Annotated in this window: 15 protein-coding genes; 5 read left to right on the forward strand and 10 right to left on the reverse strand. The window is 46.9% G+C overall.

From position 1 onward, the window contains the following. Positions 1-31: 31 nt before the first annotated feature. From gpmI to lptF, 3 genes are all read right to left on the reverse strand, one after another. Positions 32-1579 carry a 2,3-bisphosphoglycerate-independent phosphoglycerate mutase gene (gpmI, locus tag NI455_RS09865; protein ID WP_253113920.1) on the reverse strand — a complete coding sequence of 516 codons (1548 nt, stop codon included), beginning with the start codon at positions 1577-1579 and terminating at the stop codon, positions 32-34. A 124-nt stretch (positions 1580-1703) separates the two neighbouring features. After that, positions 1704-2774, reverse strand: coding sequence for an LPS export ABC transporter permease LptG (lptG, locus tag NI455_RS09870; protein ID WP_253113921.1), 1071 nt, complete (start codon positions 2772-2774; stop codon positions 1704-1706). Between the two features lie 2 nt (positions 2775-2776). Then, positions 2777-3877: an LPS export ABC transporter permease LptF gene (lptF, locus tag NI455_RS09875; RefSeq protein WP_004281053.1), complete on the reverse strand. Its 1101-nt coding sequence runs from the start codon at positions 3875-3877 to the stop codon at positions 2777-2779. 156 nt (positions 3878-4033) lie between these two features. Here lptF and NI455_RS09880 point away from each other — a divergent pair, with 156 nt between their 5' ends. Genes NI455_RS09880 through blhA form a run of 3 tightly spaced genes read left to right on the forward strand, consistent with a single transcriptional unit; the run spans position 4034 to position 6538 of the window. Continuing rightward, entirely contained in the window at positions 4034-5482 is a 1449-nt protein-coding gene (locus tag NI455_RS09880) for a leucyl aminopeptidase (protein WP_253113923.1), read from the forward strand. Then, positions 5475-5882 (forward strand): DNA polymerase III subunit chi, encoded by a 408-nt coding sequence (locus tag NI455_RS09885; protein ID WP_253113924.1) that lies wholly within the window; start codon positions 5475-5477, stop codon positions 5880-5882. The genes NI455_RS09880 and NI455_RS09885 overlap by 8 nt, the downstream gene beginning before the upstream one ends. Before the next feature lie 26 nt (positions 5883-5908). Continuing rightward, on the forward strand, positions 5909-6538 hold the full coding sequence (gene blhA / locus NI455_RS09890) for a cell division protein BlhA (RefSeq protein ID WP_253113925.1): 630 nt from the start codon (positions 5909-5911) through the stop codon (positions 6536-6538). Between the two features lie 61 nt (positions 6539-6599). Here blhA and NI455_RS09895 read toward each other — a convergent pair whose 3' ends face one another. The 7 genes from NI455_RS09895 to glnK all read right to left on the reverse strand — a co-directional run bounded on the left by NI455_RS09895 (position 6600) and on the right by glnK (position 12732). After that, on the reverse strand, positions 6600-7145 hold the full coding sequence (locus tag NI455_RS09895; protein WP_004281049.1) for a VTT domain-containing protein: 546 nt from the start codon (positions 7143-7145) through the stop codon (positions 6600-6602). 109 nt (positions 7146-7254) lie between these two features. Continuing rightward, on the reverse strand, positions 7255-7914 hold the full coding sequence (locus tag NI455_RS09900; protein WP_004644909.1) for a riboflavin synthase: 660 nt from the start codon (positions 7912-7914) through the stop codon (positions 7255-7257). A 22-nt stretch (positions 7915-7936) separates the two neighbouring features. After that, positions 7937-9229 carry a DNA adenine methylase gene (locus NI455_RS09905; protein WP_004644908.1) on the reverse strand — a complete coding sequence of 431 codons (1293 nt, stop codon included), beginning with the start codon at positions 9227-9229 and terminating at the stop codon, positions 7937-7939. Continuing rightward, entirely contained in the window at positions 9226-10314 is a 1089-nt protein-coding gene (gene ribD, locus NI455_RS09910; protein ID WP_253113927.1) for a bifunctional diaminohydroxyphosphoribosylaminopyrimidine deaminase/5-amino-6-(5-phosphoribosylamino)uracil reductase RibD, read from the reverse strand. The genes NI455_RS09905 and ribD overlap by 4 nt, the downstream gene beginning before the upstream one ends. Positions 10315-10316: 2 nt before the next feature. Next, positions 10317-10781, reverse strand: a complete 465-nt coding sequence (gene nrdR, locus NI455_RS09915) for a transcriptional regulator NrdR (protein ID WP_004281044.1) — start codon at positions 10779-10781, stop codon at positions 10317-10319. A 140-nt stretch (positions 10782-10921) separates the two neighbouring features. After that, complete coding sequence (locus NI455_RS09920; protein ID WP_213686734.1) at positions 10922-12334, reverse strand: ammonium transporter; 1413 nt, start codon at positions 12332-12334, stop codon at positions 10922-10924. Between the two features lie 59 nt (positions 12335-12393). Then, a complete protein-coding gene (glnK, locus tag NI455_RS09925; protein ID WP_004281042.1) occupies positions 12394-12732 on the reverse strand; it encodes a P-II family nitrogen regulator in 339 nt (112 codons plus the stop codon). 277 nt (positions 12733-13009) lie between these two features. Here glnK and NI455_RS09930 point away from each other — a divergent pair, with 277 nt between their 5' ends. Both NI455_RS09930 and NI455_RS09935 read left to right on the forward strand, forming a co-directional pair. Further along, positions 13010-13237, forward strand: coding sequence for an accessory factor UbiK family protein (locus tag NI455_RS09930; protein WP_253113929.1), 228 nt, complete (start codon positions 13010-13012; stop codon positions 13235-13237). A gap of 66 nt (positions 13238-13303) precedes the next feature. Then, positions 13304-14794 (forward strand): YifB family Mg chelatase-like AAA ATPase, encoded by a 1491-nt coding sequence (locus NI455_RS09935; RefSeq protein WP_004732527.1) that lies wholly within the window; start codon positions 13304-13306, stop codon positions 14792-14794. The last annotated feature ends 26 nt before the right edge of the window (positions 14795-14820 follow it).

Consider the following 14820-nt stretch of genomic DNA (forward strand, 5'->3'; position numbering starts at 1 on the left):
TCTTTGACCTTTTTTAGAATTTTATCGAAAATTATGTATCAAGCTGAATCAGGTTACGACCTTGCATTTCAGCAGGTACCGGAATTTGCATTAGACTTAATAAAGTCGGTGCGACATCTGCCAGTACACCGCCTTCTGCGATCGTGGCCTGAGTTGGACCGACATAAATAAATGGAACCAGTTCAGTGGTATGTTGGGTATGTACCTGACCACTGTGATAGTCCTGCATCTGCTCTACGTTACCATGATCGGCAGTCACAATCATATGACCTTTTTGCGCCATCACGACTTCATAAACCCGACCCAAACAGGTATCGACCGCTTCAACAGCTTTCACCGCAGCATCGAATACGCCCGTATGACCGACCATATCACCATTGGCAAAGTTCACGACCAGCAGGTCAAATTCACCTGAATTGATCGCAGCCACCAGCTCATCAGTCACCTCATAGGCACTCATTTCCGGTTTAAGGTCATAAGTGGCCACGTTTGGCGATGGAATCAGGATACGTTTCTCACCCGGATATTCATCTTCACGACCGCCACTGAAGAAGAAGGTCACATGTGCATATTTTTCCGTTTCCGCGATACGCAGCTGGGTTTTACCCAAGTTAGACAGGTATTCGCCAATCGAGTTTTTCAACGCTTCTGGCATATATGCCACAGGTGCATCAATGGTCGCTTGATAACGCGTCAGCATGACAAACTTCGCCAGATTTGGCACCACTTTACGTTCAAAACCGGCAAAGTCTTTTTCCACAAATGCGCGGGTCAATTCACGGGCACGGTCAGCGCGGAAGTTCATGAACACCACGCTGTCGCCATCCTGAATTTTTGCCAGCTCGCCAATACGAATGGCTTTGACAAACTCATCCGACTCATCGGCTGCGTAAGCCTGTTCCAGACCTTCAACTGCAGTGGCAACCGTACGAACCGCTTCGCCTTCAGTCAACAAGCGATAGGCCTGTTCAACACGATCCCAACGGTTGTCACGGTCCATGGCAAAATAACGGCCAATCATAGTCGCAATACGACCTTGACCTGGATATTGTGCGAATAAGGCATCAAGCTTTTCTAAAGATGGCTGTGCGCTTTTAGGGGGTGTATCACGGCCATCTAAAAATGCATGTAAATAGACTTTTGCACCACGTTTCAGGGCCAGTTCAGCCATCGCCACGATATGATCTTCATGTGAGTGCACACCGCCTTCAGACAAAAGGCCAAGCAAATGTACTGCCCCACCTGTAGCTTTAGCTTTCTCCACCGCATCGACCAGCACTTCATGTTCAAAGAAGTCGCCAGTACGAATGTCTTTGGTAATTCGGGTAAAGTCCTGATACAGCACACGACCTGCACCGAGGTTCATATGTCCGACTTCAGAGTTACCCATCTGACCATCTGGCAGGCCAACATCTTCACCTGAACCCGAGATCAAACCATGCGGATGCTTGTCCTGTATCGCAGTTAAATTTGGTCGTTTAGCTGCTAAAAACGCATTGTCTTCGACCGCTTCGCGATGACCCACACCATCCATAATCACCAAAACGTGAGGGATTTTGCCAGCAGTTGCATCCGTCATAATGAAATACTCTGTTCGTCTACGAATTAATCGCTCTATTTTAGCGAAGTTTATAAAAAGAGGCCATGACCCATATATGGTTTAAGCCTCTCATGATGATTGATTTGTTCTATTTTCCTGTGCCTTAGCGCGCCCGATGCAGCAAGTATCCGCCGATACCGAACATGATCAGAATCGGAATAAACACGAACCAGGCCGGAGATGGTGCGTAAATCAGACTGGCATAGCCGAGGAAGTCCTGCAGATAGAAAAAACCTAGGCCGGCAAATAAGGCAATCACCAGACGGAAACCCATGGATTGCTGACGTAATGGCCCGAAGATAAATGAACAGGCAATCACCACTAGTGCAATCAAGGCAAAAGGCGAGCCGAGTTTTTGCCAGAAGGCTAACTGATAGGTTTTCGGCACTTGGCTGTATTCATGCATATAGCTCATGAAACTAACCAGTTGACTCGGCGATAAATCTTCAGGATCAATCGTCACCATATGCACATATTTGGGCTGTAATGCCAGCGCTAAAGATTGCTGTTGCTGCTTGACCAGTGTGGCATTGCCATTTTGTAAAATATCGAACTGTTCTGTGTTGTCCAGCGTCCAGGAACCATCTTTGACGAATTGGCCCTGATCGGCCTGCAAGGTACCGCGTAAGCGATAGTTCTGGTCAAAGTCCAGCATCTGCACATTTTTCAACTGACCTTGCGAGTTAGCATAATCGATATAAATAAAGCGCTGCCCTTCCCGAGTCCAGTAACCACGAACTTCACCGAGCTGAGCGGCTTTACTGGCACTTTTTACGCTTTTGGCCTGTTCATTGGTATAAGGAATGACCCACTCGCTCAGGGCAAATGACAATACCACCAACAACAGTGCTGAACGGATCACCCACCCGACAATACGCCATAAGCTCACGCCGACCGAACGCATCACAATCAGCTCACTATTCGAGGCTAATGTACCAAGACCTAAAACTGCACCAATCAGTGCAGAAATCGGCAGGATTTCATATAAATAATTTGGTGCGCCCCAAAGCACATATTTCAAGGCATCCCAGGCACCATAACCATCTTTGAGCGAACCAAGCTCACCCAGATAAGTAAATAATACCTGTAAACCCGCCAATACCGCGGTTGCACCCAGCATCGCCAGCGCAGTGGTTTGGGTCACATGTTTTGCAACTATACGACGTGCCAACATTGTTAAGACCTCACTCGCTGAATCTGTTTCTTGATTTTCGGGCCTAATTTCTGTTTACGCGAGAACAAGGCACCCGCAATTGCATAGGCAATCAGAATCAATGGATAGGCCCAAATGCCCATTTCTTCTTTACTGATCCGCGTCTTCACTGCCATCAGGGCCACAATCAGACTGGCAAAAATCATGAGGGCAGGAAATAACTTGAGATATCGACCCTGTCGTGGACTCACTTCAGACAAGGCCACAGCCAGAATCAGGGCAATCAGAATCGCAAAAGGAACAAACACCCGCCAGCCCAACTCACTGGCCACCACAGGATCCTGACGGTTCTGCCACAATTGCGAGGTCGGTAAGGCCTCAACTTCAGTACTGGCAAATTGCGCTTCTTCATCGCTTTCTAAACGCAGACGATAGCTTTCAAATTCAGCTTGAGTATATTGCGGTGTACCCGGATAGATCTCATAACGGCGTCCATTAACCAGATCGACCACATTGGCAGCATCATTCGGTACTTCAATTCGGGTGGCTTCCTGCGCCAGAATCATCACATCCGGTTTGCCTTCTTTTTCCGCACGCTGATAAAAGAAAATATCTTTTAAATTTTTACGGTCTTCTGACAGGTCACCGGCATAAATGGTATAGGGCCCAGAGGAGATAAATTCTTTCGGTCGCACCAGGTCAAAGCCGGTACGTACCGCCTGACTGGTGGTCAGGGCTTCAAACTGGCGAATGCCCCACGGCGCAGCCCAGAGCATCAATCCGGCCTGAGCAATCAAAAACACCAGGGTCATCGGCACCAGTAGACGCGCCAATTGATGCCGACTGACGCCACTGCCATTCATCACGGCCATTTCATGGTCGACATATAAACGGCCAAACACCAGCATCAGTCCAATAAAGAAACCGAGCGGAAGAATCAGGGTCAAGAATTCAGGCAAACGGTAGCCAATAATGCTAAATAAAATGCCTGCATCCAGACGGCCTTGCGCCGCGACACCAAAATACTTGATCAGTCGACCGCCCATCATGATCAAGGTCAATAAGGCAATCACCACCAAGGATGTCGAGACAACTTGCTTGACCAGATAACGCCGAATAATCAAATTAATTCTTCCAAAATAAGGTCCATAAAACGAGTGCTAGTTTACCCGAATAGCAAAAATATAAAACCTAGGCCGCCCTGCCCATTGAAAATCTATTCGGATAAATGTTTCAATGACTGAATGATTTACCCATCTAGACAGGCGTGAAAACAGAATATGAAACTTACAATTAATACGTCATTCCCAGAGAATGGATCAAGTCAATCTTTGTTGATTTTAGTTGACTCAGAACAACTTCAGAATACAACCGCAACCTATCAAATCAATAATTTAGACACATTAATTGAAGCCTCTCAATTCAAGGCCGCGTTGGCGGAAAGCCTGAGCCTGATTGGTCAGGTGAGCCAGTCCAGCCATGCAGCACTAATTGGTTTAGGCAAGGTCGCTGAACTGCAACCGGCAAAACTTGCAAAAATCGCGCAAACTATTATTCAAGTCACTCAAAAAAAATTCAAACAGATTTCTGTAGATCTGACACAACTTCCACAAGAATTCCATTATCTGTTTGCGCTCTTCCTGACTCAGGCCAGCTATGGTTATGATGAATATAAATCCAAGAAGAATGAATTTGTGCTCGAGCAGATCGACCTGATTGCCACTCATAGCGTCTTAACTACCGAACAGTTGCAACTGGTACAAGCAGTGCAAAGCGGACAAAATCTGGCACGTGACCTGGGCAACCGTCCGGGCAATATCTGTTTCCCTGAATATCTTGCAGAACAGGCGGTGGCTTTGGCGGCTGAATATCCAGACCTACTTAAAGTCACAGTGCTAGATGAACAGCAAATGGCAGATTTAGGCATGGGCGCCTTCCTTGCGGTAAGTAAAGGTTCAGAGCGTCCTGGTCGGATTATCAGCATGGAATATCAGTCAGAGCGTAGCGAAGCACCGGTAGTCTTGGTGGGTAAAGGCATTACGTTTGATACCGGCGGTATTTCCCTTAAACCAGGTGCAGGCATGGACGAGATGAAATACGACATGTGCGGTGCAGCTTCTGTACTCGGTACAATGCGTGCATTGTGCGAAGCCCGCTTACCTCTACATGTGGTGGGAACCATCGCTGCAGCAGAAAACATGCCTTCAGGTAAAGCCACCCGTCCTGGTGATATCGTAACGACCATGAGCGGTCAGACGGTTGAAATCCTGAATACCGATGCCGAAGGTCGTTTGGTCCTATGTGATACCTTGACCTATGTAAAACGTTTTAATCCTGCTTTGGTGATTGATATTGCGACCTTAACCGGTGCGTGTGTGATCGCTTTGGGTTCAGTACTAACGGGTCTGTTCACGCCAGATGATAAACTGGCAGCAGAACTAGAAGCTGCCGGCCAGCATTCCTTTGACCGGGTATGGCGTATGCCGGTACTGGAAGACTATCAGGAACAACTGGATTCACCATTTGCCGACATTGGCAATATCGGTGGTCCAAAAGCTGGTTCTGTGACTGCAGCCTGCTTCCTGCAACGTTTTACCCGTGAATATCGCTGGGCACATCTGGATGTTGCAGGTACGGCATGGAACTCAGGTACCAATAAAGGTGCAACCGGCCGTCCAGTTCCATTATTGATGCAATTCCTGACGAGTCGCGTTCAAAGCAATGGCTAAAGTCAGCTTTTATTTATTTGAAAAAAGCCCTGAACGACAAGTGGACAGCACTTGTCGTTTATGCCGTAAGATTCTGCGCCAGCCGGCGCGAATCTGGTTATTGTGTGCCGATACAGATTTGCAACAGCAGCTGGATGAACGCCTGTGGAGTTTTGATCCCGCGAGTTTTATTCCGCATGGTATTGACCAGCCTCGGGCGACGGTCTGTATTTCGGCAACACTGCCGGAACAGTCCGACTGGATTATTTTCAATTTTAATCCGGAAGCACTTGAACCTTACACAAAATTTAGTCACATTATTGAGATCATTGAAAACCATGAAACGGCTAAACAGCTGGGTCGTGAAAAATTCAAGCAATATCGTCGTTTAGGTATTGAACCGGACACCCATAAGCTTTAACCGATATCATCCACAAGGAGAGGCACGTGGCATTAAATGTAGGTCCCGATTTTAAACAGCGCTGGTTAAATGTGCCGGAAGCTGTACGTCAGACCTTTATCGATGACCTCTCTCGGATCTGCGATATTTTAAAACCAGAAACGTCTTTGGAAGAATGGCAGAGTCGCGACCAGCGCTTGCAACAGGAATCTGAACGCAAGATCGAAGCCGCGTATGCGCAGCGCAAGGCCGAATTGATTGAAGAAGCCCGTATTCGCAAACAGCTTGCGCTTGAAAAGGCCTTGGCCGAGAAACGTGCCGAAGAACAGGCCTATCAAGAACAGCTACGTCATGAGGAACAGCGCAAATTTAGCGAACAGAGTCAGGCGCTCGCTGAAATAAATACGCATCTAGAGGCTGAAGTGCAGCACTATGTCGCACGTTATGCAAAAAATCCTGAGACGACTTTTGATTTTGCCAGAGGTCGCATCCAGATTGAGGACCAGAGCATTTTATCCGAATTAGAAAGTGTGCGTTTACGTCTGGAACTTGAGGCAGAAACCGTGATTGAACAGACCGTGAATGCACTTCGTGAAAAAATGCGTGCGGCAGCCAAAGAAGAAATCGAGTATATGCTGAAAAATTCTGAATTTTCTGATCAGCCACGCAATATTTAAATGATCCTTTCACATTAAAAAAGCCCGAAAATTCGGGCTTTTTTATCTTCTATGTCGCATCTTACAAAAAATCTGCCAGCATAAAGGCAGCATTTCCGAGCAGATAGCCAATGCTTAATAAAGTGCCAATCCAGAGGATGCCACCCGCAATATTATAAAAGCTGAATGTGGCAAAGCTCATATGCGCTGAACCGGCAGCAAAAGGGCCAAATGAGCGGACAAAGGGAATAAAACGTGCGATTAAAATAGTTTTACCGCCATGTTTCATAAAATAGTGGTTGGTTTTCACCATATATTCCGGCTTAAAATAGCGTGAATGTTGATTGAAATATTTTAAGCCAAGAACTTTTCCGGTGTAATAATTCACGCTATAGCCCAGCACCGAAGCAGTGAATAACAACAGCCCCATCGAATGCAGGGTCACCAGATCGCTGCTGGCACATAAAGCTCCCACAGCCAGCAATAGACTGTCGCCGGGCAGGAAAAAGAAAAACACTGAACCGGTTTCTGCAAAAATCACCAGAAACAGGATTGCATAAATCCATACCCCATATTGATCGAGCAATAGCGGCAATGACTGTTCCAAGTTAAGTAAAAAATCGAGCATTCGACCCGTCCACCAAGGCAATATTTGCAAGTTGAACTGCTGATTATCCCGAAAAATAAAAAAACAGTCTAATTTTTCAATCAGACTGTTCAGTAAATCAACATTTCTCTTATTTTAAGAAACCATTTTCAGCCAGGAAATCCATACTGATTTTTGATTGTTCAGTGGTTTGGGCGGCTTTATCACCGAGCAATAAACGCTCGATATAACGTGCCAATACATCCACTTCCAGATTGACCTTGCTACCGACTTTCCAGGTACCGATATTGGTACGTTCAGCAGTATGTGGAATCAGGTTCAGACTAATCACGCTACCACGCAAATGATTAATCGTTAGACTGATGCCGTCGACTGTGACCGAGCCTTTTTCTGCGAGATATTTGGCAATTTCAGCAGGTGCAGTCACTTCATAATAAATTGAACGTGCATCTTCACGTACCAGGGTGATCTCGCCGACTGCATCGACATGACCTGACACAATATGACCGCCAAAACGCGTAGTCGGCAACATGGCTTTTTCAACATTGACAGGTTGACCGGCTTTCCAGGTGCCGAGCGTGGTCCGGTTCAGACTTTCACGGGAAACATCAGCCGCATACCAGTTCTCGCCCCAGTCGATCACGGTCAGGCAGATACCATTGGTCGCGATAGAATCACCCAGATGTACATCAGACATGTCCAGATCGGTCTGGATGCGTAAACGTACATCACCACCAACGCTTTGCAGACTTTCGACTTTGCCGAGGCTTTCGATAATACCTGTAAACATTTTTATTTCCTTTTCAATTCTTTTACCAGAGGGCCAACTGGGTACTAACGCCGGTCGTATCCACACCACCCAATTCTGCATAATGATGCAGCTGGCTGAGTAATTGACGGATCGGTGGACCTGACTTGGCGTGGGTATCGGTAATCACAATAAATTCCAGCACGCGGGCACGTTCAGACTGGCGCTGTTTGCTAACACGATAACGCGGCACATCCTGGGTTAGCAAGGTCACCCGGCCACGTTTCAGATTGGCCTGTAACAAATCGGTAGCGCTGATATTACCGTCAGTTGAATAACTGGTCAGAATGAAACGTGCATTGATGGTGGCCAACAGGCTCTCGTAAGCTTCTTTGGCATATTTAGAGGAATTGTACTGGCTCGGACGCTCTTTGCGCCATGCCCGGTCAATCCCGCTCTTAAAGCCCTTGGTATCCGGAGTCGGTAAATCGGCCTGATCCCATAAGGTCAGCGCATTCAGCACATGATAATTACTGCTATAGGCATGCTGATTATACGGTGGATCCAGATAAGCCACATCCACTTCAAAACCACTCATCTGGTTGGCCAGATGCTGGGCATCGACACACCACATTTCTGCGGCCATCCCCTTTTTCTGATCCGATTCACAAAAACGGCTGGGTGTCAGCCACAGTAAAGATTCAATCCTTTCCAGTGCAGTTTGAGTTTTCCCGCCCCAACCATGGTGGAAGCTTTTAAAAACACCAGAAGTATTGCTGACAAAACTGGCGGAATAAAGCAAAGGGGCCAGCAAGGCAGACATCTCTACATCATCAATTGCACCTTGGGCCTGCCAGGCGGCAATCTGCTGACGAATCGCATCAATACGCATGCCGTTACGACGTTTGAAGAACAAACGGTCACGGGCTGGATCATAGATTTCATCATTACGTGGACAGAGGTTATGCGTCACCCAGCCTTTAACTTCAGGCAAACGGTTCAGATAATCAATTGCTTTCTGATAACCACCCAGCTCTTTAAAAGCCGGTGCTTCAGTACAAGCCAGTACTGCATGATTCAGCGCATGGCTATACGGCTCCCAGTCATTGGCAATTACACGATAGCCATTCTGACGAGCCAAACGCGAGACCACACCTGAACCTGCAAAAAAGTCAGCAAAAATCGGAGCACGACCATCAGCACGGTTCAGGGTTCCCGTACTTTCCAACGCTTCCAGAATTAAATGCAGTAAACGGCGTTTGTTGCCCAGATAAGGAACCAGCTGATGGAAAAGATATTCATCGGTGGTACGTGCCGCATGGCGACGTTTATGATAAACCGTAGACTCTGAACTCATAGTGTCTCTTGAAAAGGAATTAGCCTGAAGCGCACGTCATCACCTAAGCGAGTTACATCGCGCAGCTTAAATCGGAGTTGTTCGGCCATATGGCTAAATTCTGCATTAAACATGGTACGCGCGGACTGACCCAATAGGGTCGGTGCAACGTAACTGATCAGTTCATCAACCAATTTTTGTTGTAAAAATGCCGTAGATAAGGTCGCCCCTGCTTCCACCAACACATCATAAATCTGATGCTGTTGAACCAGTTGCTTTAATAATTCTGATAAAGGTTGTACCGGCAAGTGTAGCACACCTAGGTCTGCAAGCTCCTGACGAAATGGCCCCATCACCATCACTGTTTCAGGTTGCGCTAAAATCTTTGCACTCAGTGGCAGACGTCCCTGACGGTCCAGAATAATCCGTTTCGGTTGCACCACGGTCTTGATCTCTTCAACGCCATCCAGTTGACGCACATTCAGTTCACAGTCATCCGCAAGAACCGTATCAATCCCGGTAATCACCGCGCCTGAAATCGCACGCCAGTGCTGTACATCCTGACGTGCTGCTACACCGGTAATCCATTTTGATTCACCCGATGCCATCGCAGTACGGCCATCCAGACTTGAGGCAATTTTTAAACGCACATACGGTTGGCCGGTTGCCATAGCCTTCAGGAAACCTTGATTCAGCTGATGCGCTTCATCTTCACAGATGCCAACGTCTACCTCAATGCCCGCATCTTTCAGGATCTGTACGCCCTTTCCAGCCACCAGCGGATTGGGATCAGGACAGGCAACAATAACTTTTGCCACGCCTGCTTCAACCAGACCCTTGGCACAAGGCGGCGTCCGGCCATAATGCGCACAAGGCTCTAAAGTCACATAAGCCGTTGCACCACGTGCCTTTTCACCGGCCTGACGCAGCGCAAATACCTCGGCATGTGGCTGGCCGGCTTGGGGATGAAAACCTTCACCAATCACGATGCCATCTTTAACAATGACACAACCGACATTCGGATTCGGTTTGGTGGAATATTGCCCCTGACGTGCCAATTCAATGGCCCGGCGCATCCAGACTTGATCTTGATTCAGTTCAGCCATGCTTATTCTTGTAATTCTCGTTGTTGCATCTGTTCAATCTGATGACGAAAAGCTTCAACATCCTGAAAATCCTGATAGACCGAAGCGAAACGCACATAAGCAACATGATCAAGTGCGAATAAAGACTGCATCACGATTTCACCAATAGTACGAGATTTCACATCACGCTCACCCAGACGGCGAATCTGTAGCTGAATATCGCTCAGCACTGTTTCAATCTGCTCCTGGGTCACCGGGCGTTTTTGCAAGGCATGCATCAGGGAACGACGTAGTTTGGCTTCATCGAAAGGCTCATTTTTGCCATCCGACTTGATGACGCGCGGCATCACCACTTCATAGCTTTCAAAGGTAGTGAAGCGTTCATTACAACTGACACATTCACGGCGACGACGAATCTGACAGCCTTCAGCTGCCAGGCGTGAATCAATCACTTTACTGTCTGCAGTATTGCAAAATGGGCAATGCATAGCGGTTTAATTGAACAAATCCAGATGGATTCCGAGTGTAGCAAAAATTACAAACTTTGTAGAGTTTTACGCAACATATAGAAAAAAAACAGCCCATTCGGGCTGTTTTACACTATATATTGATTATGGTGTATTTGTTATTATTCGACACGTTCGCCATGTTGGCTTAAATCCAGACCCATACGCTCATCATCAGATGCCACACGGATTCCAATGATCAGGTCGATGACTTTCAGGATAATGAAGGTCATGATCGCAGAGTAAGCAATTGTCGCCAGTACACCTTCCACTTGCACCCAAAGCTGATGCATGACATTGGCAGGGGCATTGTCACCCATGATGAATTCGCTGGCAAAGAAAGCCGTTAAAATCGCACCGACAATACCACCTACACCATGCAGACCAAAAGCATCTAAAGAGTCATCGGCTTTCAATGCGCGTTTCAGTGCCGTAATCCCCCAGAAACACACCACACCACCGATCAGACCCATCGCCAATGCACCACCTACAGTCACAAAACCTGCAGCTGGAGTAATGACCACCAGACCAGCAACTGCACCTGATACGCCGCCCAGTACAGAAGCTTTACCACGTGCCAGTTTTTCAGTGATTAACCAAGAGATGGCTGCGGCCGCTGCTGCCACTTGAGTCACGATCAAGGCATAGCCTGCAGAACCGTTGGCACCTAATGCAGAACCACCGTTGAAACCGAACCAGCCTACCCAAAGCAAAGATGCACCAACTACAGTAAGCGTCAGGTTATGCGGTGCCATAGATTCACGACCCAAGCCCATACGTTTGCCTAGCATATACGCTGCTACCAGACCGGCAACACCCGAGTTGATATGTACAACCGTACCACCTGCAAAATCAAGCGCGCCGTCGTTACCTAACCAGCCACCACCCCATACCCAGTGGGTAATTGGTGCATAGACAATCACCACCCAAAGTGCGATGAAAGCAACGAAAGCACCAAATTTCATACGTTCTGCAATCGAACCACTGATGATGGCAACCGTAATAATGGCAAAAGTCATTTGGAAAATCACAAACAGGATTTCAGGAATCGTGCCTGAAAGCGCCTCTGTGGTAATACCGGCCAGCATGAACTTATCCAGACCGCCTATAAAGGCATTGCCTTCACCGAAAGCGAGGGTATAACCAATAATCACCCATGCAATACTGACCACCGCCGCAGCAATAAAGCTATGTGCCATCGTCGCCAGAACGTTTTTCTTACGGACCATACCGCCATAAAATAGCGCCAAGCCAGGAATGGTCATGAGTAAAACTAGAGCGGTAGAAGTTAAAACCCAGGCGGTATCGCCGGTATCTAGCGTTGGTTCTTCTTCTGCAGGTGCTGCAGCTTCAACTGGCGCTGCTTCAGCAATTGCTGCTGTAGTGTCTGTTGTTGTATTTGTTGTATCGCCTGCTTCTTCAACAAGCACAATTTCTTCTGTCGGTGTTGTTGCTGTTGCAGCTTCTTCAGCCCATGCAACAGAACCACCAAAAAGAGCGCCGGCCATGCCGAACGCGAGTAGCATTTTTTTCATTCGTATCCCCCAACCAAGTTTTTGTGAGTTATTAGGTACTCAGCAAACTTCGTGCCAAGTTAGACAGCGTCTGCACCTGTTTCACCTGTACGAATACGGATGACTTGTTCTAAGTTAGTCACGAAAATTTTTCCGTCACCGATTTTTCCAGTGCTCGCCACACGAGTAATAGATTCAATCACCGCGTCTACCATTTCATCGCTAATCGCGATTTCAATTTTGACTTTCGGCAAGAAATCTACAACGTATTCAGCACCACGATAGAGTTCAGTGTGGCCTTTTTGACGACCAAAGCCTTTCACTTCAGTTACAGTGATGCCTTGAACACCAATTTCAGACAATGCTTCGCGAACATCATCTAATTTAAAAGGTTTTACAATTGCAGTTACGAGCTTCATGTTTGTTTTCCTTCGGCTTATTTCACCAGTAAGGTTTTACGTTCAAATTTCATGCCAAGATTCCTAAGGTCGGGGGAAATTAGAAAGCCCGGCATATGGTTTATTTATACCTTATTTTATACGGATAAAGGCTTTGAATCTTCAAAAAATAGACATTTTTTATGTGGATTTTTACAATATCTTTAATCGAATAAGTCTATATTTTGTCTGAAATACTATAGTCTGCATTTTAGCAATGCTAAACTGTCGGTTCCTTTCTACGGCGATGGATCAGACAATGATTGAAACTTTATTACAAGCAATTTTGCAGCAAGTCGAACAACCTAAGAAAGATGTGGAACATAATATCCGTGCCTTGTTAAATGAAGCTGTGGCGAAAATGGATTTGGTGTCTAAAGAAGAAATAGAACGTCAGCGTACTGCCCTAAATAATGCCAATCATCGCCTGAATGATTTGCTCAAACAGGTGGAAGCATTAGAAGAGAGAATTTCGAACAAAAAATAAGCACAACTACAGTGCATAAAAGACACCAGAACTATAAAAATAACGCACCAAATTGGAACAATAATAATGTCTTTTGCCAAAATTTATACGCGAGGCTTGCTGGGCCTGCATGCGCCTTTAATTGAAGTCGAAGTTCATGTCAGTTCGGGTATGCCTTCGCTCACTATAGTGGGGCTTCCCGAAGCGGCGGTACGTGAAAGTAAAGACCGGGTCCGTTCTGCCATTTTGAATAGCGGCTTTCAATTTCCAACCAAACGTCTGACCATTAATCTGGCCCCTGCAGATCTGCCAAAAGATGGCTCACGTCTGGACTTACCGATTGCTTTAGGTATTTTAGTGGCCTCTGGGCAGCTGCCTGAAAATTGCACCGAGCATCTTGAATTTATTGGAGAATTGGCCCTCGATGGTCAATTACGTCCTGTCAGCGGCACCTTAAGTATTGCCATTGCCTGTCAAAGTGACCAGCATCAACTGATTTTGCCTGGCCCCAATGCACAGGAAGCCTGTCAGCTCCCAGACTTTAAAGTCTTTGCAGCCAATCATTTAAAAGAAGTGTGTGAACATCTTTCCCAAGCGCAGCGCTTACCGCAAATAGAAGCCAGTCCACTCAATACAGACCATTTTTATAAGTTTGATCTGGCGGATGTAAAAGGACAATTACGACCACGGCGTGGCTTGGAAATTGCTGCGGCAGGTGGTCATTCCCTGCTGTTTCGAGGCCCACCCGGAACAGGCAAGACCTTGCTGGCTTCTCGATTGGCCAGTATTTTGCCGCCCTTAAAGACGCAGGAAAATCTGGAAGTGGCCAGTATTTATTCGGTGGCGAATGCCAATCACCCTTTTGGACAACGGCCGTTTCGAGCACCACACCATACTGCTTCTGCGGTGGCATTGGTCGGTGGCGGCTCACACCCCAAGCCAGGAGAAATTACCCTGGCACATTTAGGGGTTTTATTTCTGGACGAACTGCCTGAATTCGACCGCAAAGTGCTGGAGGTTCTACGTCAGCCTTTGGAAGCCAAGGAAATCGTCATTTCCCGGGCATCACGCCAAATTACCTTTCCGGCTAATTTCCAGTTGGTGGCTGCCATGAATCCATGTCCATGTGGGTATGCATTCAATCAAGATATCCGCTGCCAATGTTCACCCGAAAGTATTAAACGCTATCAGAACCGGATTTCAGGCCCGTTGCTGGATCGGATTGATTTGCATATTGATGTACCGCCATTACAAGCGCATGAATTACAGGACAATCGACCTACAGAAAACTCAGAAACGGTTAGACAACGCGTCATTGCAGCCTATGAAATTCAGATGCAACGACAAAATACCTTGAATATGAGTTTGAGTCCAAAGCAGTTAGAGCAATATGCCGCATTAGATCAGTCTGCTCAGAATATGCTTGAAATGGCTCAGCAAAAACTGAATTTATCAGCGCGCGGCTATCATCGGGTCTTGCGTGTTGCACGCACCATTGCCGATTTAAATCAAAGTCCAGATATTCAAAGTCAGCATCTTTCGGAGGCCCTGTCTTATCGCGGGCAGCAGCAGATTTAGATCATTAAAAAAAGGCGACCTAAGGT

The sequence above is a fragment of the Acinetobacter lwoffii genome (assembly GCF_024129435.1).
GTDB classification, from domain to species: Bacteria; Pseudomonadota; Gammaproteobacteria; order Pseudomonadales; family Moraxellaceae; genus Acinetobacter; species Acinetobacter lwoffii_F.

What these genes read in the sequence shown, in the direction of transcription:
- gpmI (WP_253113920.1), bottom strand. Translation starts at nt 1,579, where the DNA reads ATGACGGATGCAACTGCTGGCAAAATCCCTCACGTTTTGGTGATTATG.
- lptG (WP_253113921.1), bottom strand. Translation starts at nt 2,774, where the DNA reads ATGTTGGCACGTCGTATAGTTGCAAAACATGTGACCCAAACCACTGCG.
- NI455_RS09880 (WP_253113923.1), top strand. Translation starts at nt 4,034, where the DNA reads ATGAAACTTACAATTAATACGTCATTCCCAGAGAATGGATCAAGTCAA.
- NI455_RS09885 (WP_253113924.1), top strand. Translation starts at nt 5,475, where the DNA reads ATGGCTAAAGTCAGCTTTTATTTATTTGAAAAAAGCCCTGAACGACAA.
- NI455_RS09895 (WP_004281049.1), bottom strand. Translation starts at nt 7,145, where the DNA reads ATGCTCGATTTTTTACTTAACTTGGAACAGTCATTGCCGCTATTGCTC.
- NI455_RS09900 (WP_004644909.1), bottom strand. Translation starts at nt 7,914, where the DNA reads ATGTTTACAGGTATTATCGAAAGCCTCGGCAAAGTCGAAAGTCTGCAA.
- NI455_RS09905 (WP_004644908.1), bottom strand. Translation starts at nt 9,229, where the DNA reads ATGAGTTCAGAGTCTACGGTTTATCATAAACGTCGCCATGCGGCACGT.
- ribD (WP_253113927.1), bottom strand. Translation starts at nt 10,314, where the DNA reads ATGGCTGAACTGAATCAAGATCAAGTCTGGATGCGCCGGGCCATTGAA.
- nrdR (WP_004281044.1), bottom strand. Translation starts at nt 10,781, where the DNA reads ATGCATTGCCCATTTTGCAATACTGCAGACAGTAAAGTGATTGATTCA.
- NI455_RS09920 (WP_213686734.1), bottom strand. Translation starts at nt 12,334, where the DNA reads ATGAAAAAAATGCTACTCGCGTTCGGCATGGCCGGCGCTCTTTTTGGT.
- glnK (WP_004281042.1), bottom strand. Translation starts at nt 12,732, where the DNA reads ATGAAGCTCGTAACTGCAATTGTAAAACCTTTTAAATTAGATGATGTT.
- NI455_RS09930 (WP_253113929.1), top strand. Translation starts at nt 13,010, where the DNA reads ATGATTGAAACTTTATTACAAGCAATTTTGCAGCAAGTCGAACAACCT.
- NI455_RS09935 (WP_004732527.1), top strand. Translation starts at nt 13,304, where the DNA reads ATGTCTTTTGCCAAAATTTATACGCGAGGCTTGCTGGGCCTGCATGCG.